Origin of the sequence: Aeromonas sp. QDB14 (assembly GCF_027707845.1) — a bacterium.
Classification (GTDB): Bacteria; Pseudomonadota; Gammaproteobacteria; order Enterobacterales; family Aeromonadaceae; genus Aeromonas; species Aeromonas caviae.
The window spans coordinates 65,322-84,886 of the sequence record NZ_JAPCJD010000011.1 but is presented as its reverse complement, the minus strand read 5'-3'; the positions used below and the strand labels follow the sequence as shown (position 1 = coordinate 84,886).

15 protein-coding genes and 1 pseudogene are annotated in these 19,565 nt (G+C 61.9%); 10 read left to right on the top strand and 6 right to left on the bottom strand.

Annotation, left to right across the window (positions count from 1 at the left end; translation table 11 throughout):
- Positions 1-159 precede the first annotated feature (159 nt).
- The 7 genes from PG887_RS05965 (at position 160) to proX (ending at position 6,321) form a co-directional block, all read left to right on the top strand.
- Positions 160-498 carry a DUF3135 domain-containing protein gene (locus PG887_RS05965; protein ID WP_010675440.1) on the top strand — a complete coding sequence of 113 codons (339 nt, stop codon included), beginning with the start codon at positions 160-162 and terminating at the stop codon, positions 496-498.
- A gap of 232 nt (positions 499-730) precedes the next feature.
- Positions 731-1,528 (top strand): threonine/serine ThrE exporter family protein, encoded by a 798-nt coding sequence (locus tag PG887_RS05960; RefSeq protein WP_050498274.1) that lies wholly within the window; start codon positions 731-733, stop codon positions 1,526-1,528.
- Positions 1,525-1,992 carry a threonine/serine exporter family protein gene (locus tag PG887_RS05955; RefSeq protein WP_052816098.1) on the top strand — a complete coding sequence of 156 codons (468 nt, stop codon included), beginning with the start codon at positions 1,525-1,527 and terminating at the stop codon, positions 1,990-1,992. Before PG887_RS05960 ends, PG887_RS05955 begins: the two co-directional genes overlap by 4 nt.
- Positions 1,993-2,016: 24 nt before the next feature.
- Positions 2,017-2,508: a type 3 dihydrofolate reductase gene (gene folA, locus PG887_RS05950; protein WP_103261092.1), complete on the top strand. Its 492-nt coding sequence runs from the start codon at positions 2,017-2,019 to the stop codon at positions 2,506-2,508.
- Positions 2,509-2,981: 473 nt separating this feature from the next.
- A complete protein-coding gene (proV, locus tag PG887_RS05945) occupies positions 2,982-4,178 on the top strand; it encodes a glycine betaine/L-proline ABC transporter ATP-binding protein ProV (protein ID WP_270821336.1) in 1,197 nt (398 codons plus the stop codon).
- Complete coding sequence (gene proW / locus PG887_RS05940; protein ID WP_270821335.1) at positions 4,175-5,323, top strand: glycine betaine/L-proline ABC transporter permease ProW; 1,149 nt, start codon at positions 4,175-4,177, stop codon at positions 5,321-5,323. Before proV ends, proW begins: the two co-directional genes overlap by 4 nt.
- Entirely contained in the window at positions 5,320-6,321 is a 1,002-nt protein-coding gene (proX, locus tag PG887_RS05935; RefSeq protein ID WP_223930449.1) for a glycine betaine/L-proline ABC transporter substrate-binding protein ProX, read from the top strand. The genes proW and proX overlap by 4 nt, the downstream gene beginning before the upstream one ends.
- Positions 6,322-6,420: 99 nt before the next feature.
- Here the strand turns inward: proX and PG887_RS05930 are convergent, their stop codons facing one another.
- Genes PG887_RS05930 through PG887_RS05920 form a run of 3 tightly spaced genes read right to left on the bottom strand, consistent with a single transcriptional unit; the run spans position 6,421 to position 10,716 of the window.
- Positions 6,421-7,227, bottom strand: coding sequence for a phosphoadenylyl-sulfate reductase (locus tag PG887_RS05930; RefSeq protein ID WP_270821334.1), 807 nt, complete (start codon positions 7,225-7,227; stop codon positions 6,421-6,423).
- Positions 7,217-8,929 (bottom strand): assimilatory sulfite reductase (NADPH) hemoprotein subunit, encoded by a 1,713-nt coding sequence (cysI, locus tag PG887_RS05925; RefSeq protein WP_203762875.1) that lies wholly within the window; start codon positions 8,927-8,929, stop codon positions 7,217-7,219. The genes PG887_RS05930 and cysI overlap by 11 nt, the downstream gene beginning before the upstream one ends.
- Complete coding sequence (locus PG887_RS05920; RefSeq protein ID WP_043154270.1) at positions 8,929-10,716, bottom strand: assimilatory sulfite reductase (NADPH) flavoprotein subunit; 1,788 nt, start codon at positions 10,714-10,716, stop codon at positions 8,929-8,931. Before PG887_RS05920 ends, cysI begins: the two co-directional genes overlap by 1 nt.
- Before the next feature lie 198 nt (positions 10,717-10,914).
- Between PG887_RS05920 and PG887_RS05915 the strand changes: the two are divergent.
- A pseudogene (locus PG887_RS05915) lies at positions 10,915-11,712 on the top strand (PhzF family phenazine biosynthesis protein).
- A 131-nt stretch (positions 11,713-11,843) separates the two neighbouring features.
- Here PG887_RS05915 and lysS read toward each other — a convergent pair.
- Positions 11,844-13,379, bottom strand: a complete 1,536-nt coding sequence (lysS, locus tag PG887_RS05910; RefSeq protein WP_010675428.1) for a lysine--tRNA ligase — start codon at positions 13,377-13,379, stop codon at positions 11,844-11,846.
- 20 nt (positions 13,380-13,399) lie between these two features.
- Positions 13,400-14,498, bottom strand: a protein-coding gene (prfB, locus tag PG887_RS05905; protein WP_102948437.1) for a peptide chain release factor 2 whose coding sequence is annotated in 2 segments (ribosomal slippage) — positions 13,400-14,422 and positions 14,424-14,498 — 1,098 coding nt in all. Because the reading frame shifts where the segments join, the coding sequence is not laid out codon by codon here.
- Positions 14,499-14,750: 252 nt separating this feature from the next.
- On the opposite strand from prfB, the gene PG887_RS05900 reads away from it, so the two are divergent.
- On the top strand, positions 14,751-16,622 hold the full coding sequence (locus PG887_RS05900) for a methyl-accepting chemotaxis protein (protein ID WP_270821333.1): 1,872 nt from the start codon (positions 14,751-14,753) through the stop codon (positions 16,620-16,622).
- A 174-nt stretch (positions 16,623-16,796) separates the two neighbouring features.
- Here PG887_RS05900 and gltS read toward each other — a convergent pair whose 3' ends face one another.
- Positions 16,797-17,996 carry a sodium/glutamate symporter gene (gltS, locus tag PG887_RS05895; RefSeq protein ID WP_039040321.1) on the bottom strand — a complete coding sequence of 400 codons (1,200 nt, stop codon included), beginning with the start codon at positions 17,994-17,996 and terminating at the stop codon, positions 16,797-16,799.
- A 490-nt stretch (positions 17,997-18,486) separates the two neighbouring features.
- Between gltS and ansA the strand changes: the two genes are divergently transcribed.
- Positions 18,487-19,494, top strand: coding sequence for an asparaginase (ansA, locus tag PG887_RS05890; RefSeq protein WP_010675424.1), 1,008 nt, complete (start codon positions 18,487-18,489; stop codon positions 19,492-19,494).
- The last annotated feature ends 71 nt before the right edge of the window (positions 19,495-19,565 follow it).

Here is a 19,565-nt window from a genome sequence, read left to right as displayed (position 1 = left end):
CAGGCAGCCTGTCAAGGTATTCGAAGAGTACTGTCAGGCGGCATAGGCGAGTGTCGCACTTCGAAGTTGAATTCGCGTATAACCTTCCCTAGGGACAGTGAAATAGTGATGTGCCCGGCGTCGTTCCATTCCATGGGCGAGGTCCGGCCAGGAGGGTATATGGAGCTGCCTGATTTCGATACCCTGAAGTACTGGGCGCTGGCCGAGCCGGAGCGACTCGACGCGCTGCTGCACCAGCAGATAGAGACCCTGATCGCCCAGGTGGGGCCAGAGCGGCAACGTCGGCTGCGAGGTCTGCAATTTCGCATCGACTGCCAGCGCCGTCTGGCCAGAAACAACCTCGACAGCTGCATCCGTATCGCCAACATGATGCATGACTCCGTCTACGCCATGCGCCAGCACATTCTGGATCTGCAGAACGAATCTTGTCAGGAAATGGCAGAGCCCCCGCTGCCGGATAATGTGATAGCGTTTTCCAGTTATCTGAAACGGAAATAATTCACGGCCCTGTTCAAGATATAAAAAAACAGGGTGTTTATTAATTTGTTTCACCCCTTCTCAAACAAGTTGTTAAGCAAGTTGGGTGAATTGTTTTTTATTTGCTGCAAACATTCCCCGGGCGGCTGAATAATAGTGACCAGTGCCCGCAGTCCGATAGAGATGGATGAAGGTGTATTTATTTTGGGGTAATATCCAGACACATTTCATCTTGCTATGACTCAAAGGGATCATGAGAAGCATCACACCAGGAAGGGTGCTGTCGCGAGAGCAGCAGACGGAGATCACCCGGATCATCGTCAAGGCGGGCCAGATGCTGGCCCAGTTTGGGGCGGAGAGCCGCATCATCGAGCAGACCACGGTCCGGCTCGGCATGGCGCTCGGGCTGGAGAGCGTCGAGATGGCCATCTCTTCCAGCGCCATCGTCCTCACCAGTCTCTACCAGGGCAGTTGCGTCACCACCACCCGCCGGGTGCGGGAGCACGGCATCAACATGCAGGTGGTGTGCGAGATCCAGCGCATCTGCATCATGACGGAAAAGTCGCTTATCGGCGCGCGCGAGGTACGTCAGCGCCTCGAGGCCATCACGCCGTTCCACTATCACCCCTGGCTGGTGGTGCCCATGGTGGGGCTCTCCTGCGGTGCCTTCTGCCTGCTGTTTGGCGGTGACTGGCCCATCTTCCTGGTGACCTGCTGCTCGGCCTCGGTCGCCATGCGGGTGCGCCAGCTCATTGCCCGCCATCACCACAGTCCCCTCATCAACTTTGCCGCCACCGGGTTTATCGCCACCCTGCTCGCCTCCAGCGCCACCTTCTTCGGCTGGGGCGAACAACCCTATCTCGCCATGGCCGCCAGCGTGTTGCTGCTGGTGCCGGGGTTCCCGCTCATCAATGCGGTCTCCGACATGGTGAAGGGTTACTTCAACATGGGGCTGGCCCGCTGGGGCACGGCGACACTGCTGACCATCAGCGCAGCCATAGGGATCATTCTCGCCATGTCGGTGACCGGTATCTGGGGGTGGAAGGTATGATGGAACTGCTCTGGCTGCTGGGCAAGGATGCCTTCTGGTCGGCCATTCCGGCGGTGGGCTTTGCCATGCTGTTCAACGTGCCGCCACGGATGCTCAAATATTGCGCCATGGGGGGCGCCTTGGCCCACAGCCTGCGTACCCTGCTCATCCACTACGGCATGCCCATCGAGTGGGCCACCCTGGCAGCGGCGACCACGGTCGGCTTTGTCTGTGTCTACTGGTCGCGCCGCCTGCTGGCACCGCGCCCGGTGTTCAGCGTTGCCTCCATCATCCCCATGATCCCGGGCAGCTATGCGTTCAAGACCATGATCGCCATCGTGGAGCTCAATATCTCCGGGGTGACCATGGAGCTGCTTCAGAGCGCGGTGGAGAACGGCCTCAAGGCGCTGTTTATCGTGGGGGCCCTGAGTTTCGGTTTGGCGATTCCGTCTCTGGTCGTGTATCGTAACCGCCCCATTATATGAATGGTGAAGCGAGAAACTGATACCGTGAAGATTTCAATGATTGCTGCCCTCGCGAAAAATCAGGTGATTGGTAAGAACAACCTGATGCCTTGGCATATGCCCGCCGACTTGGCCCATTTCAAGCGGATCACCCTGGGCAAGCCGGTGCTGATGGGGCGCAAGACCTTCGAGTCCATCGGACGGCCGCTGCCCGACCGCCGCAATCTGGTGATTAGCCGTAATTCTGACTATCAAGCGGATGGTGTGGAGATGGTCTCTTCGGTGGAGGCTGCCTTGGCTCTTCTTCAGCGGGATAATGTAGAAGAGCTAATGGTGATAGGGGGTGGCTATCTTTATGAACAGTTACTGCCAAAGGCTGATTATCTCTATCTGACTCGGATTGATTTAGCTGTGGACGGGGATACCTGTTTTCCGAGTTTCTCGGAGGATTACTGGCAGAAGCTCAATAGTGAGTTCCATCAGCCTGACGAGAAGAACCCCCATCCCTACTGTTTTGAGACCTGGCAGCGACGCTGAGCCCTCTGATGCCATGAAGAGCCCCTTGCGACAGCCGGGGGCTTTTTTGTGCCCTGTTGCCGCAAAGAGAAGGGGGTTGAACCGACATGGCTGAAGGTGCCTGAAGCAATATCCGGAATGCGTGACATTAAAATGATTAGTTATGTAATGAATAAGCCATTCATCGCCCCGATGGGCACCGTCGTCCCCACCCTCTCTTTTCGCCTGCTGCTAACGCCCTTTAATCATTAATGAAATGTGCTGAAAGTGCATCGATACTGTGGTGATCCTGTCTGTTATAGGCGTTTTTATCGTGATTTAATGGATTTTTATGAATGAAAATAACCAATAAAAATCAATGAGTTAAATTTAACCTTTCCAGATTGGCTTCAATTGGTTCTTTTATTTGGGTGTGAAATTACTTAGTGTTAAAAGTAGTTGGCTCACGTTCGACGGTTTGCCAGGCAAGGCGTCGGCCAAGAAAAAAGGACAATATGACAGTCAAACTCGAGGTCAAATCCCTCTACAAAATTTTCGGCGATCAGCCGGATAAAGCGTTCAAACTGCTGGCGAAAGGGCATGATCGCGCCAGTATCCTGCAAAAAACCGGGCAGACCCTGGGGGTCCAGGATGTCAATTTGGCCATCAACGAAGGGGAGATCTTCGTGGTGATGGGCCTCTCCGGTTCGGGCAAGTCCACCCTGGTGCGTCTCTTCAACCGGCTGATCGAGCCGACCCGCGGCCAGGTGCTGATCGATGGCGAGGACATCGCCGCCATCTCGGAGCGCGAGCTGCGCCAGGTGCGTCGCAAGAAGATCAGCATGGTATTCCAGTCTTTCGCCCTGATGCCGCACCTGAGTGTGCTGGAAAATACCGCCTTCGGGCTGGAGCTGGCCGGTGTACCGCTGGCGGAGCGCCAGCAGAGCGCCCGTCAGGCGCTCTATCAGGTGGGGCTGGGACAGTGGATAGAGGCTTATCCGGATGCCCTCTCCGGCGGCATGAAGCAGCGGGTCGGGCTGGCCCGGGCCCTTGCCAATGACCCCGACATCCTGCTGATGGACGAAGCTTTCTCCGCGCTGGATCCCCTGATCCGCACCGAAATGCAGGATGAGCTGCTCAAGCTGCAGGCCAGCCAGCAGCGCACCATCGTCTTCATCTCTCACGATCTGGACGAGGCGATGCGCATCGGCGATCGCATCGCCATCATGCAGGATGGCCAGCTGGTGCAAGTGGGCACCCCGGACGAGATCCTGAACCAGCCCGCCAACGACTATGTGCGCGCCTTCTTTCGCGGGGTGGATCTGGCCCATGTGTTCAGCGCCCGCGACGTGGCCAGCCGCAAGCAGGTGCCCCTCATCAAGAAGCACACCACCGACGGGCCGGGCAACGCCCTGCGCCAGCTCAAGGAGCTTGAGCGGGAGTTCGGGTACGTGGTGGATCGTAGCCGTCGCTTCCTCGGGGTCGTCTCGGTGGAGTCGCTCGGTCAGGCGGTCAGGGCCAAAGGCAGCCTGGAGCAGGCGCTGCTGGCGGACATTCAGCCCATTCTGGCGGACACCGCCCTCAATGAATTGATCAGCCAGGTGGCGGCCGCTCCCTGTCAGGTGCCCGTGGTCGAGGAGGATGGCACTTACCTCGGCCTCATCTCCAAGGCCAATCTGCTCAACACCCTGGACAGGAGTACCCCGGCATGAAGCTGATGAATCCCCATTTCTTGCTGAGCGGGCTGCTGGCCCTGGTGCTGCTGGAGAGCCCTTCCCTGCGGGCCGATGAGTTGGCGGCAGACCCCTGGAGCGCGCCTGCGTCCACCGAGGTGTCCGATCCCTGGGGCAGTACCGACACCCAGGCCACCGACTGGCAGAACCAGATCGAAGCCGCCGACACCACAACCGCCATCGACTGGCTGGATCCCTTCCAGCAGGCGCTGGTGCCGCTGGATACCTGGGTGGAAGGGGGCATCGGCTGGCTGGTGGAGAACCTGCGGCCGCTGTTCCAGCTGATCCGCGCACCGGTGGAGCTGACCCTGAACGCCATGACCCATCTGCTGCAGACGGTGCCCTCCACCCTGATGATGGGGCTCCTGGCCCTGCTTGCCTGGCAACTGGTGAACGGCCGCATGGCGCTCGGCACGCTCGCGTCTCTTGTGGGGATCGGGCTCATCGGGGCCTGGTCCGATGCCATGGTGACCCTGTCCCTGGTGCTGACCTCGCTGTTCTTCTGTGTGCTGCTGGGGTTGCCCACCGGCATCCTGCTGGCCCGCAGCGAGCGGCTCTCCACCTGGACCCGGCCGCTGCTGGATGCCATGCAGACCACCCCGGCGTTCGTCTACCTCATCCCCATCGTGATGCTGTTTGGCATCGGCAACGTGCCCGGGGTGGTGGTGACCGTCATCTTCGCCCTGCCGCCCATGATCCGGCTCACCATGCTGGGTATTCGCCAGGTGCCCACGGATCTGGTGGAGGCTGCCCACTCGTTCGGTGCCAGCCCCTCCCAGTTGCTGTTCAAGGTACAGCTGCCGCTCGCCATGCCCACCATCATGGCCGGGGTCAACCAGACCCTGATGCTGGCGCTCTCCATGGTGGTGATCGCCTCCATGATCGCGGTGGGGGGCCTCGGCCAGATGGTGCTGCGCGGCATCGGCCGGCTCGACATGGGGCTCGCCTCCATCGGCGGCCTCGGCATCGTGCTGCTGGCCATCGTGCTCGACCGCCTCACCCAGGCGATGGGGCAACCGGATCGCACCCGTACCGGTCGCTGGTATCAGCATGGCCCTGCCGCCCTGCTGCTGCGCCTGGCCGGTCGTGACAAGAAAATCGATTACAAAGGAGTAAACGCATGAGACAGACCACCAAAGGATTGACCCTGGGCACATTGCTGCTGAGTACCCAACTGCTGAGCCCGCTCGCCATGGCCAGCGCCGAGTTGCCGGGGGAGGGGGTTCGCGTTCAGCCCCTGCAGAGCTCCTTGCCGGAAGAGGCCTTCCAGAGCCTGCTGGTGAGCAAGCTGATGGCGCGTCTGGGTTACGATGTCCAGCCCGCCCAGGAGGTGGACTACAACGTGGCTTATGCCTCGGTGGCCCAGGGAGACGGCACCTTCCTCGCGTTCAACTGGGTGCCGCTGCAGGACAACAAGTACGAGCAGGCGGGGGGCGACAAGGTGTTCTTCCGTGAGGGCACCTATGTGGCCGGTGCCGCCCAGGGGTACCTCATCGACAAGAAGACCGCGACTCAATACGGCATCACCAACCTGGGCCAGCTCAAGGATCCCGAGGTGGCGGCGCTGTTTGACGGGGATGGCGACGGCAAGGCCGACCTCATCGGTTGCAACCCCGGCTGGGGCTGCGAGGGGGCGATCAACCATCACCTCGACGCCTTTGGTCTGACCCCCACGGTGGCCCACAAGCAGGGCAACTACGCGGCGCTGATCGCCGATACCCTGGCTCGCTACCAGGCCGGCAAGCCGGTGCTCTATTACACCTGGACCCCCTACTGGCTCAGCAGCGAACTGGTGCCGGGCAAGGATGTGGTGTGGCTGGAAGTCCCCGCCGACGCCCCGGATGCGGCCAAGACCCGCTTGCCGAACAGCAAGAACTACGGCTTTGCGGTGAACACCATGCACATCGTTGCCAACAAGCGGTTTGCCGAGGCCAATCCGGCCGCCGCCAGGCTCTTCTCCATCGTCAAGCTGCCGCTGAATGACATCAACGTGCAGAACGGCCTGATGAACAAAGGGCAGAACAAGCCGGCGGACGTGGAGCGTCATGCCGACGCCTGGCTCAAGGGCCACGAGGCACTGGTGAACGACTGGCTGAATCAGGCGCGCGCCGCCGCCATGTAATGAGGGGTGGAACGTCGCCCTTCTGCGCAAAGAAAAACGCCCGGCAGTTGCCGGGCGTTTTTTTGTGGGCGGGGCGCAGCACATGGCCGGGCCGGGGGATCAGATGCCGGAGCCGTCGCTCTCGCCACCTTCCTCATGCAGGCCGCACTCGCGCTTGAGGCCGAAGAAGCGGGTCTGCTCCTCGCTCATGCCGGGCTCCCACTTGGCGGTGGTGTGCACGTCGCCGACCGACAGGTAGCCCTGCTCCCACAAGGGGTGGTAGGGGAGGTCGAACTCCTTGAAGTAGTAGAAGACGTCCTTGTTGCTCCAGTCGATCACCGGCAGGAACTTGAAGCGACCGCGCTGGATGGCCAGCACCGGCAGCTTGCCCCGGCTGCCAGACTGCTCACGGCGCAGGCCCGAGAACCAGGTGCGGGCACTCAGCTCGTTCAGGGCGCGGTCCATGGGCTCCACCTTGTTGAGCTGGTTGTAGCGGGTGATCCCCTCCACCCCCTGCTCCCACAGGAGGCCGAAGCGGGCCTCCTGCCAGGCCGGGCTGAGTTCGGCCCGGTAGATCTTGAGGTTGAGCGCGAGACGCTCGGTCAGTTCGTCGATGAAACGGTAGGTCTCGGGGAAGAGGTAACCGGTGTCGGTCAGCACCACGGGCACGTCGGCCCGCTCGCGGCTCACCAGGTGCAGCATGAGCGCCGCCTGGATGCCGAAACTCGACGACAGCACATGCTCCCCCGGCAGGTTGGCCAGGGCCCAGCGCACCCGCTCGGGGGCGCTCATGGCGTCCAGCTCCCGGTTGAGAGGGGCCAGCGCCTCGACCTGCTCCTCCCGGCCCAGGGCCAGGAGGGCGTCGAGGTCGAGCCGGCCGTCGGCGGTGCGCGCAAGCCGGGCTGTATCAGTCTGTTCAGGCTGCATAGAAGTCCCTCGCGGAGTCGATAACCGGGGCGATGATCCCGGCGCGAATGACAAAATCGCCGAAGCACTCGTCCGGGTTGCGATCCTTGGCCCAGCGGCCGATCAGGGCGTCCAGTTCGGCCAGGATCTGCGGCTCGGTGATGTTCTCCAGATGCAGGCGCGGGATGCGGGTCCCCTCGAGGTTGCCCCCCAGGTGCAGGTTGTAGCGACCCGGCGCCTTGCCCACCAGACCCACTTCCGCCAGCATGGCGCGGCCGCAGCCGTTGGGGCAGCCGGTGACCCGGAAGATGATGGCGTCATCCGCCAGGCCGTGCTTGGCCAGCAGCCCCTCGATGTCGGTGACGAAGGCAGGCAGCATGCGCTCGGCCTCGGCCATTGCCAGGGGGCAGGTGGGCAGGGCCACACAGGCCATGGACTGCTTGCGCTGCTCGCTCACGCCGTCATCCAGCAGACCGTACTGGCGTGCCAGCGCCTCGATGCGTGCCTTCTCGCCGGCAGGCACGCCCGCGATGATGAGGTTCTGGTTGGCGGTCAGGCGGAAGTCCCCCTGATGCACCTTGGCGATCTCCAGCATGCCGGTCTTGAGGGGCTTGCCCGGGAAGTCCAGCAGGCGGCCGTTCTCGATAAACAGGGTCAGGTGGTGCTTGCCGTCGATCCCCTCCACCCAGCCGAAGCGATCGCCACGACTGGTGAATTCATAGGGGTGAACCGGCCCGAACTGGATGCCGGCGCGGTTCTCCACCTCGGCCTTGAAGGCCTCGACCCCCACCCGTTCAAGGGTGTACTTGGTCTTGGCGTTCTTGCGGTTGACCCGGTTGCCCCAGTCGCGCTGGGTGCTGACCACGGCGGCCGCCACCTCCAGCACGTGGGAGAGCGGAATGAAGCCAAAGTCGCTCGCCTTGCGCGGGTAGGTGGTGGTGTCGCCGTGGGTCATGGCGAGACCGCCCCCCACCAGCACGTTGAAGCCCACCAGCTTGCCGTGTTCGGCGATGGCCACGAAGTTGAGATCGTTGGCGTGGATGTCCACATCGTTGTGGGGCGGGATCACCACGGTCGTCTTGAATTTGCGCGGCAGGTAGTTGGAGCCCAGTATCGGCTCCTCGTCACCCCCCAGCTTCTCGCCATCCAGCCAGATCTCCACGTAGGCGCGGGTCTTGGGCAGCAAGTGTTCGGAGATCTTCTTGGCCCACTCGTAGGCCTCCTGGTGCAACTCGGACTCCACCGGGTTGCTGGTGCAGAGCACGTTGCGGTTCACGTCCCCCGCGGTGGCGATGGAGTCGATACCGGTGCTGTTGAGGGTCTGGTGCATCAGCTTGATGTCGCGCTTCAGTACCCCGTGGAACTGGAAGGTCTGGCGGTTGGTCAGGCGGATGCTGCCGTACATGCTGTGTTCTTCGGCGAACTTGTCGATCACCTGCCACTGGGCCGGGGTGATGATGCCGCCGGGCAGGCGGGCGCGCAGCATGACGTTGTGCAGGGGCTCCAGCTTCTGGGCGGCGCGCTCCGGGCGGATGTCGCGGTCATCCTGCTGATACATGCCGTGGAAGCGGATCAGCTGGAAGTTGTCGCCGTTGAAGCCGCCGGTGAGCGGGTCCTGCAGATCTTCGGCGATGGTGCCGCGCAGGAAGTTGCTCTCGCGCTTGAGGCGTTCGTTGTCAGCCAGCGGCCCTTCGACCGGTCCCGGAATAAGTTGTTTGCTCATCAATAGACATCCCTTTGATAACGTTTGGCACGACGCAATTCGCTCAGATACTCTTCTGCTTCCTCACGGCTCTTGTGGCCGTGTTCCGCAATCACTTCCAGCAGGGCTTCCTGCACATCCTTCGCCATGTGGTTGGCGTCGCCACACACATAGAAGTGAGCGCCTGCTTCCAGCCACTGGTAGAGCTCAAGCCCTGCCTCGCGCAGACGGTCCTGCACATAAATCTTGTTGGCCTGATCCCGGCTGAAGGCCAGGGAGATCTTGGACAGCAGGCCCGATTTCACATAACGCTGCCACTCCACCTGATAGAGGAAGTCCTGGGTGAAGTGGGGGTTGCCGAAGAAGAGCCAGTTCTTGCCCTCTGCCCCCTGTGCTTCCCGCTCCTGCAGGAAGGCGCGGAACGGGGCAATGCCGGTGCCCGGGCCCACCATGATGACGGGGGTGTCGGGATTGGCGGGCAGGCGGAAGTTGTCGTTGTGCTCCACGAAGACCCGGACCTCGGCATCTTCCGGCAGACGGTCCGCCAGATAGGAGGAGGCGCCGCCGCTTCGCACTGTGCCATCTTCTTGGCGGTAGCGCACCACGCCGACGGTCAGGTGCACCTCTTCTTCCACCTCGCTCTGGGCGGAGGCGATGGAGTAGAGGCGGGGGGTGAGGGGGCGCAGCAGTGCGATCAGTTGATCGGCACTCAAGGAAGCCGGGAAGCGTTTCAGTACGTCCACCACTTGAGCAGAGGCGACCAGGGCGTTGACCTGGGCCTTGTCACCGGCCAGATCTTTGAGCGCCGCGTTGTCCGTGATCTCGGCGAGGCCAGTGATCAGGCCCCCGTGCAGCCGGGTCAGCTCGTAGTGACGGGTCAGCGCCTCACGCAGGCTGCCATGGGGGGTGGCCTCGTCACCGGTCAGACCGGTCAGGGCCAGCACTTCCCCCACGAGATCGGCGTCGTTGTCGAACCAGATGCCGAGCGCATCCCCCGGTTGATAGGTGATGCCGGACTCTTCCAGGTTGATCTCGATGTGACGGATGTCCTTGGTGGAGTCGCGGCCGGTGATCTTCTGGTTCACCGAGAGTCTGGCCGGGAAGGGGTTCTCCTTGTTGTACTGGCTGTGGCCGACGGCGGCCTGCACCGAGCCCGCCACGCTGGCAGTCGCGGCGCCGGCAGAGAGGGTGGCGGCGACCGCCGCAACGGCCTGCTCGCCCCAGGCCTTGGCGGCATCCTGATAATCCACATCGAGGCTAGCTAGCTCATGGATGCGCTCGGCCCCTGCCTTGGCGAGGAAACCATCGAAATCCTTGCCGGTCTGGCAGAAGAACTCATAGGAGCTGTCACCCAGCCCCAGCACGGCAAATTTGAGGCCCTCGAGTTTGCCAATCTTGCCTTTTTTAAGCTGCTCGAACAGATCGACGGCGCTCTCGGGGGGCTCCCCCTCCCCGTAAGTGCTCACTACCACCAGCAGGTGGCTCTCTTTCTTGAGCTGCTTGGGTTTGTAGTCCGCCATGGAGGTGAGGGTCACCGGCAGGCCGCGGGCCTCAGCCTGGGCCTTGATGGCGCTGGCCACGCCCTTGGCATTCCCGGTCTGGGAGCCGTAGAGAATGGTCAGGCTGCCGCCGGGAGCCGCGACTTCTGCGCCTGCGCTCGCCACGGGCTGGACGCCCGCCTGGGAGAGGCCGTAGAGATAACCGCTGACCCAGGCCAGTTGCTGGGTATTGAGGGTGGTGAGAACTTGGTTGAGCTGGCGCTGCTGTTCGTCAGAGAGCGGGCTCAGGGTGGGGGCTGTCAATGGCATCACACATGTCTTCCATGGTCTGATTTTTGGTCAGGGTAAGGGGTGTAATGAATAACTACAAAGAATAAAAATATCTTCTTTATGCGATTTATGAATTTATAAAGCCATAATCCATCTCAGCCCCGGTGCGCCCGTGATATAAAAATGGCCTTGCCGAGCCCCCTGTCCCGGTGATCTCTCATGCGCCAAGGAGCAACCATGTCCCGTCTCTATCATGTCAACGCCTTCAGCCATCACCCCTTCGGAGGCAACCCCGCCGTGGTGGTGCTGGGGGAAGCGCGGCCCGACGCCGAGCTGCAGGCCATGGCAGCGGAGTTCAACCTCTCTGAGAGCGCCTTTCTGACCCAACTGGGAGAGGAGCATTACGGGTTGCGCTGGTTCACCCCGCAAGTGGAGGTGGACTTGTGCGGCCATGGCACCCTGGCGGCGGCCCATGTGCTGTGGCAGACGGGGGAGGTGTCAGGGGAGCTCCCCATCCGCTTCGCGACCCGCAGCGGCGAGCTGGTGGCCAGGCGCGAAGAGAGCTGGATCTGGCTCGACTTCCCGCGTATCTCTCTGGCTCCTCTTGAGCTGGACCCTGCCTATGGGGCTGCCCTCGGCTGCCAGCCGCTGCAAACCCTAGCGGCCGGGGCCAAGTTCCTGCTTGAGCTCGGTAGCGAGGAGGCGGTCCGCGCGCTCACCCCCGATTTTCACGCCCTGCGGGCGCTGCCGGGCCGGGGGATCATGATGACGGCGCCGTCGAGCCGGAAGGAGGACGACTTCGTCTCCCGCTATTTCGCCCCCTGGGTCGGAGTGGACGAGGATCCGGTGACCGGCTCCAACCACTGCGCCCTGGTGCCCTTCTGGGCCTAGCGGCTCGGCAAACGGCAATTGCGGGCCCGCCAGATCTCGGCCCGGGGCGGGGATCTCAGGCTGGAATTGCAGGAGGAGCGGGTGCTGATGGCGGGCCGGGCACTGACCCTGTGGCAGGGGGAGTGGCTGCTGCCACCGGCCTGATAAGCGGCAAGTTGGTGGCGTATTGAAGGTTCGCCACCGGTTGTGTCCGTCATAAAAAACGCCCCGCAATTGCGGGGCGTTTTGATTGCCATGGACGGCAGCGTTTTGCTACGGCCCTGTTTCTTCGGCGCTTACTTTTGTGGACGCAAGGCCGGGAACAGGATGACGTCGCGGATGGTGTGGCTGTTGGTGAACAGCATCACCAGACGGTCGATACCGATACCCTGACCGGCGGTCGGCGGCAGACCGTGTTCCAGCGCGGTGACGAAGTCGGCGTCGTAGAACATGGCTTCGTCGTCCCCTGCGGCTTTCTGGTCAACCTGGGCCTGGAAGCGCTCGGCCTGATCTTCCGCATCGTTCAGCTCGGAGAAGCCGTTGGCCAGCTCGCGGCCGCCGATGAAGAACTCGAAGCGGTCGGTGACGTCCGGGTTCTGGTCGTTGCGACGGGCCAGCGGGGAGACGGCGGCCGGGTACTCGGTGATGAAGGTCGGTTGCAGCAGCATGTGTTCCACGGTCTCTTCGAAGATCGCGGTGATCACGTGGCCCAGCTCCCAGCTCTTCATCAGCTCGATCTTCAGACCCTTGGCGACGGCGGTGGCCTTCTCAAGAGTGGCCAGATCGTCACGGGTCACACCCGGGTTGTACTTCAGGATGGAGTCGACCATGGAGAGGCGCTGGAACGGCTGACCGAAATCGATGGTCAGGCCCTCTTCGCCCTCTTTGGCGTAACGGATCCTGGTATCGCCCAGGATGTCCTGTGCCAGGGTGCGCAGCATCTCTTCGGTGAGATCCATCAGATCGATGTAATCGGCGTAGGCCATATAGAACTCGAGCATGGTGAACTCAGGGTTATGGCGAACGGAGATGCCTTCGTTGCGGAAGTTGCGGTTGATTTCGTAGACACGCTCGAAACCACCGACCACCAGACGCTTCAGATAGAGTTCCGGAGCGATACGCAGGTACATGTCGATGTCCAGCGCATTGTGGTGGGTGATGAAGGGACGTGCGGAGGCGCCACCCGGGATGACTTGCATCATGGGGGTTTCCACTTCCATGAAGCGCTTGTCGTTCAGGAACTTGCGAATGCCGGCCACCACCTTGGTGCGGGTCACGAAGGTCTTGCGGGACTCTTCGTTGGCGATCAGGTCCAGGTAACGCTGGCGGCAGCGGGCTTCCTGGTCGGTCAGCCCCTTGTGCTTCTCGGGCAGCGGGCGCAGGGCCTTGGTCAGCAGGCGAATGGTGGAGACGTGTACGGAGAGCTCACCGGCGTTGGTGCGGAACAGGGTGCCCTCGACACCGACGATGTCACCCAGATCCCACTTTTTGAACTGCTCGTTGTAGAAGCCTTCCGGCAGGTCGTCACGGGTCACGTAGATCTGGATCTTGCCAGCCATGTCCTGCAGGGTCGCGAAAGACGCCTTGCCCATGATCCGGCGGGTCATGATGCGACCGGCAATCTTCACCTGTTTACCCAGGGCGACCAGTTCGTCATTGCTCTTGTCGCCGAATTCGGCGTGCAGATCGCCGGAGAGGCTGTCACGACGGAAATCGTTTGGGAAGGGGTTGCCCTGGGCGCGCAAGGCGGCCAGCTTGGAGCGACGCTCAAGCATCTCGTTGTTCAGTTCGAGAGTCTGGTCGACTTCCGGGGTGGTGGTTTGTTCAGACATGGTGATTCCTGCTGCTCTGTTTACAGGCCTGATTTCAGGCTGGCTTCGATAAACTTGTCCAAGTCGCCGTCGAGTACCGATTGGGTATTGCGGGTTTCGACGCCGGTGCGCAGATCCTTGATACGGGAATCATCCAGTACGTAGGAGCGGATCTGGCTGCCCCAGCCGATGTCGGACTTGGTCTCTTCGAGGGCTTGCTTCTCAGCGTTCTGCTTTTGAATTTCCAGCTCGTAGAGCTTGGCCTTCAACTGCTTCATACACTGATCTTTGTTCTTGTGCTGGGAACGGTCGTTCTGGCACTGCACCACCACGCCGGTCGGCACGTGGGTGATACGCACCGCGGACTCGGTCCGGTTGACGTGCTGACCACCGGCACCGGAGGCGCGGTAGACGTCGATGCGAAGATCAGCCGGGTTGATCTCGATCTCGATGTCATCATCGATCTCGGGGTAGACGAACACGGAGCAGAACGAGGTGTGGCGACGGCCGCCGGAATCGAACGGCGACTTGCGTACCAGGCGGTGCACGCCGGTCTCGGTGCGCAGCCAGCCGAAGGCATACTCGCCGGTGAACTTGATGGTGGCGGACTTGATGCCGGCCACGTCGCCCTCGGAGCATTCGATGAGCTCGGGCTTGTAGCCGTGGGCATCGCCCCAGCGCAGGTACATGCGCAGCACCATGTTGGCCCAGTCCTGGGCCTCGGTGCCGCCGGAACCGGACTGGATGTCGATGTAGCAGTCGGAACCGTCGTGCTGACCGGAGAACATGCGACGGAACTCGAGATCCACCAGCTTGGCCTCCAGCTCGTCCGCTTCGACCACGGCTTCGTTGAAGGTCTCTTCGTCTTCGCCTTCGACGGCCAGGCTGACCAGCATCTCGACGTCATCGACGCCCTGGGTCAGGGTATCGATGGTGCTGACGACGTTCTCCAGGGAGACGCGCTCCTTGCCCAGCGCCTGTGCGCGCTCGGGTTCGTTCCAGACATCCGGCTGTTCCAGCTCGGCATTGACCTCTTCTAGACGCTCTTTCTTGGCGTCATAGTCAAAGGTACCCCCTAAGCAGCTCGGTCCTCTCAGACAGCTCCTTAAGCTTGTTTAATACAGGATTGACTTCAAACATCGTGAAAACTCTCGGGGTCGATGTGATTTAAAAACGGGATATTCTAGCCAATTGCAGAAGGAATAAACAGGGTTGGCTGGCCTCGCTCTTTTTCCTGCTCCAATTTTCCTCAGCATTTTTAAAATTTCCGCGTAAAATATCGTCACTCACGCCATTCTCCGCTTCAGTTTTGTGCGGATTGGCCGCTAACAACACACAGTACCACGCACTCCCGATTGATCCTGTTCCCGACTCCCACAAGAAGAAAACACGATGAAAAACCTATCACTCAAGCTGAAGATACTGTTGTCTGTGGTCATCGCCTTGTCACTGGTGATCCTGCTGCTCTCCTGGCAGAGCTACAGCAGCCAGAAGTCCATGCTGCTGCAAGACAGTCAGGAACAGGTGCAACGCCTTGGCAGCCAGCAGGCCGCCAGCGTCAGCGACTGGCTCGCGGCCCGTCGTGACGTTATCCAGGCCCTTGGCAACAAGGCCGGTGCCGAGCCCCTCAACGCCCTGCAACAGGCCCAGGTGTCCGGCCGTTTCCTGCTCACCTATTTTGGTGAGGGCAGCGGCAAGATGAACGACTCCGACCCCTCCATCAACCGCGACGGTTACGATCCCCGCTCCCGTGGCTGGTATCAGGAAGCCATGGCCAAGGGCGGCATGATCGTCACCAAACCCTACCTCGACGTGGCCTACAACATTCTGGTGGTGACCCTGGCCCAGCCTGCCCAGGGCGGCGTGGTGGGGGGGGATCTCTCCATTGCCTCCCTGGTGGATGACATCACCAAGATGAAGCTGCCGGCGGACGGCTTCGCCATCCTGATGCACAAGGATGGCACCGTCATCGCCTACAAGGATGCGGCCAAGGCGATGAAGCCGGCCAGCGAGATCGACAACGATCTGACCAATGCCCTGATCGAGCAGAGCAAGGCGAGCAACAGCCTGGTGCCTGCTTTCTTCGACAACGAGGGGCGTGACAAGCTGCTGTGGGCGACAGACATTCCGGACACCGATTGGGAGCTGGTGCTGGTACTGGACAAGAGCACCCTGGAGGCGCCGCTCTCCTCCCTGCTGATGACCCAGCTCGGCCTGGCCCTGCTGGTGCTGGTGGGCAGCATCCTGGCCATCTCCTGGCTGGTCAGCCTGCTGCTCGGCCCCCTCACCAAGGTGTCCCAGGCCCTGGCCCGCATCGCAGACGGTAACGGCGATCTGACCCAGCGCATCAAGATCGACGCCAATGACGAAGTGGGCCAGCTCGCCGGCAGCTTCAATCGCTTCGTAGGCAGCCAGCATCAGCTCATCGCCAACATCCGTCAGCTTGCCAACGAGCTGAACGCCGATGCCGAACGCAGTCTGGTGACCAACCAGGCCGCGGTGGAAGAGCTGCAGCGCCAGCAACAGGAGGTGACCATGGTCGCCACCGCCGTCACCGAGATGGCGAGTGCCACCATGGAGATCGCGGGCAACGCCGAGAACACCGCTGCGGCCGCCCAGCAATCCGCCCAGAGCAGTGAACAGGGCAAGATCCTGGTGAACCAGACTCGCCAGTCCATCAACAACCTGGCCGAGGAAGTGGGGCAGGCGACCGGCGTCATCGGTGAGCTGAGCCGTCACGCTCAGGCCATCTCCGGCATCCTCTCCACCATCCAGGGCATTGCCGAGCAGACCAACCTGCTGGCGCTGAACGCGGCCATCGAAGCGGCCCGTGCCGGCGAACAGGGTCGCGGTTTCGCCGTGGTGGCGGACGAGGTGCGGGTGTTGTCGCGCCGTACCCAGGATTCCACTCAGGAGATCCAGTCCACCATCGAAACCCTGCAACAGACCACGGCCCGCGCGGTGAGCCTGATGCAGACCAGCCAGGGGTTGGCGGACAACAGCGTGAAGGATGCCGACGCTGCCGCTGCGGCTCTGGAGGAGATCACCCAGGCCGTCAGCCTCATCTCCGACATGGCGGGCCAGATCGCCACCGCCGCCGAGGAGCAGACCCAGGTGACCGGTGAAATCACCCAGAACACCACCGCCATCAAGGATGTGAGCGACGAGATCACCGCTTCCGCCATGCGCGACCTGGATCAGGCGCACAACCTCAAGGGGCGTGCTACCAACCTGAACCAGCAGGTGTCGACCTTTATTTTGTAAGGAAGGTCAGGCCGCAGTTCTACCGTGGCGTCAGTAAAAAGCCCCGCACCTTGGTGCGGGGCTTTTTGTTGCCTGCAGTCGGCCCCTTGGTGAGGGTCGGGGCAGCGTCCAGGGGCCAGCAAGCAAAGAGCCCACCGCAAGGTGGGCTCTGTCATACGGGGCCTGCGTCCGGGATCACAGGAAGGGCAGGGCCAGGAACAGCTTGATCACCACGGCGTTGATGATGTCGATGAAGAAGGCACCGACCATGGGCACCACCAGGAAGGCCAGGTGGGAGGGGCCGAAGCGCTGGGTGATGGCCTGCATGTTGGCAATGGCCGTGGGGGTGGCGCCGAGGCCGAAGCCGCAGTGACCCGCCGCCAGCACGGCCGCATCATAGTTGCGCCCCATGACCCGGAAGGTGACGAAGATGGCGTAGAGCGCCATCGCCACCGTCTGCACGGCCAGCAGGATGAAGATGGGCAGGGCCAGGCTTGCCAGCTCCCACAGCTTGAGGCTCATCAGCGCCATGGCGAGGAAGAGCGACAGGCTGACGTTGCCGAGCAGGGAGACCTCGCGGTCGCTCACTTCGTGCCAGTTGAGCAGGGTGAGCAGGTTGCGCAGCAGCACGCCGACAAAGAGCACGCAGACGAAGATCGGCAACTCGAAGACGCCGCCCTTGAGATAGAGGGCCAGCATTTCGCCCCCTTTCAGGCTGATGGCGATGAGTGCCAGGGTCTCGATCAGGCTGAAGGTGGTGAGCGGGCGCTCCATGTCCGGCATTTCGAAGCCCTGGGGGGCGCCGTCACGGTTGTGCTCCTCACCGGGCACCTGCACCTTCTTCACCAGATAACGGGCCACCGGGCCGCCGATGAGGCCCCCCAGCACCAGGCCGAAGGTAGCACAGGCAATCGCCAGCTCGGCGGCGGATTGCACGCCGTACTTCTCGGTGAAGATGGAGCCCCAGGCCGCCCCGGTGCCGTGGCCGCCGGAGAGGGTGATGGAGCCGGCCAGCAGCCCCATGTGGGGATCCAGCCCCAGCAGGGTGGCCAGACCCACCCCCAGGCTGTTTTGCACCAGCAGCAGGCCGGTGACCACCAGCAGGAAGGTGGCCACCGCCTTGCCGCCGCGCTTGAGGCTGCCCAGATCGGCGGAGAGGCCGATGGAGGCGAAGAAGGTCAGCATCAGGGCCGTCTGCAGGCTGGTATCAAATTGCAGTTCGATCTGCAGGGTGGAACGCAGCACCAGCAGCACCAGGGCAACCACCAGGCCACCGGCCACGGGTTTGGGGATGTTGAAAGTGCGCAGGGGTCCTATCTTGTTGACCAGCAGGCGGCCAAGCAGCAGCACCAGGGTCGCGGCGACCAGGGTGGCGTAGGCATCAAGTTGTAGCATTCAGTGCTCCCATGTTGATCGGCTGTGTCTTTGGCGAGAAAGACTCACGGATCCAGCCGGGATGAAACAGAGTGGCGAACGCGCCAGTGACAGAGGGGCCGCAGCCCCGTCCCTCTGCAAAAGAGGGGGTCGACACGAGCCCGTGTTCGTCGGGCGTCCAGATGAGATTTGTGAAAAATCCGCCGGATACTAGCAAAAAACACCAAGCACATCCACATATGTCACATTAATGATTAAAACATGGTGTTAACGTGGCATTTAAAACTGCCTCGACGAGTGTGCTCCGGATCGCAACAATGCTGCTGCGGCTGTCATTTGCAGCGGCACTCTTTATAATTCGCCCGGTTCCGCCCCCACGGGAGGACACAGACCCTCAAGAGGTCTGTTGATGACCGATATTGAGCCCGCCCGCACCATCTGAAGGACGGGGGGCTGTATCGGTTGAGCCCTGTTTGATTTGCCGGTTTCCAGTCCAGAGAGAGGAGAGGGTGTGAAGAAGTCCATCTACATTGCCTACACAGGCGGCACCATAGGGATGCAGCGTTCCGACCACGGTTATGTACCGATGGCGGGCTTCATGGAGGACTGTCTGGCACGGATGCCCGAGTTCCATCGACCGGAAATGCCCGATTACCATATCCACGAATATGCCCCCCTCATCGACTCTTCCGACATGACGCCGGCAGACTGGCAGCGCATCGCCGAGGACATCAAGGGCAACTACGACAAGTACGACGGTTTCGTTATTCTGCACGGCACCGACACCATGTCGTTCACCGCGTCTGCGCTCTCCTTCATGCTCGAAGATCTGCACAAGCCGGTCATCATCACCGGCTCCCAGATCCCCCTGGCCGAGCTGCGCTCGGACGGTCAGCAGAACCTGCTCAACGCCCTCTATATCGCGGCCAACTACCCGATCCACGAAGTGACGCTCTTCTTCAACAACCAGCTCTATCGCGGCAACCGCAGCAAGAAGGTGCATGCCGACGGCTTCCACGCCTTCGACTCGCCCAACTACCCGCCCCTGCTCAATGCCGGTATCGCCATCTCCCTGGAGGCAGGTGAGCTGGGCGTGCCGTGCGATCGCCCCCTGGTGCTGCACGACATCACCCCCCAGCCCATCGGGGTGGTGACCCTCTATCCGGGGATCTCGGCTGAGGTGATAGCGAACATCCTGCAACAACCGGTGCGTGCGCTGATCCTGCTCTCCTTCGGGGTGGGCAATGCGCCCCAGAACCCGGCCATGCTGGCGCTGCTCTCCGAGGCATCTGCCCGGGGCGTTATCATCGTCAACCTGAGCCAGTGCCTGCACGGCAAGGTCAACATGGGGGGCTATGCCACCGGCAACGCCCTCTCCCGTGCGGGAGTCATCTCGGGCTTTGACATGACCGCCGAGGCGGCGCTCACCAAGCTGCACTTCCTGCTGAGCCAGGATCTGCCGGCGCCGCGCATCCGCGAGCTGATGCAGCAGTCCCTGCGCGGGGAGCTGACCCCCTGACTTTCCCTCTCACCCTAACCCTCTCACAGCGGGAGAGGGGATAGATCGAGGTGGCGAGGTTTGCCATGAAG

Coding starts and splice junctions, on each gene's coding strand:
- PG887_RS05920 (WP_043154270.1), bottom strand. CDS start 10,716: ATGCCATTGACAGCCCCCACCCTGAGCCCGCTCTCTGACGAACAGCAG.
- PG887_RS05930 (WP_270821334.1), bottom strand. CDS start 7,227: ATGCAGCCTGAACAGACTGATACAGCCCGGCTTGCGCGCACCGCCGAC.
- lysS (WP_010675428.1), bottom strand. CDS start 13,379: ATGTCTGAACAAACCACCACCCCGGAAGTCGACCAGACTCTCGAACTG.
- cysI (WP_203762875.1), bottom strand. CDS start 8,929: ATGAGCAAACAACTTATTCCGGGACCGGTCGAAGGGCCGCTGGCTGAC.
- PG887_RS05900 (WP_270821333.1), top strand. CDS start 14,751: ATGAAAAACCTATCACTCAAGCTGAAGATACTGTTGTCTGTGGTCATC.
- PG887_RS05960 (WP_050498274.1), top strand. CDS start 731: ATGAGAAGCATCACACCAGGAAGGGTGCTGTCGCGAGAGCAGCAGACG.
- proX (WP_223930449.1), top strand. CDS start 5,320: ATGAGACAGACCACCAAAGGATTGACCCTGGGCACATTGCTGCTGAGT.
- proV (WP_270821336.1), top strand. CDS start 2,982: ATGACAGTCAAACTCGAGGTCAAATCCCTCTACAAAATTTTCGGCGAT.
- PG887_RS05955 (WP_052816098.1), top strand. CDS start 1,525: ATGATGGAACTGCTCTGGCTGCTGGGCAAGGATGCCTTCTGGTCGGCC.
- proW (WP_270821335.1), top strand. CDS start 4,175: ATGAAGCTGATGAATCCCCATTTCTTGCTGAGCGGGCTGCTGGCCCTG.
- PG887_RS05965 (WP_010675440.1), top strand. CDS start 160: ATGGAGCTGCCTGATTTCGATACCCTGAAGTACTGGGCGCTGGCCGAG.
- gltS (WP_039040321.1), bottom strand. CDS start 17,996: ATGCTACAACTTGATGCCTACGCCACCCTGGTCGCCGCGACCCTGGTG.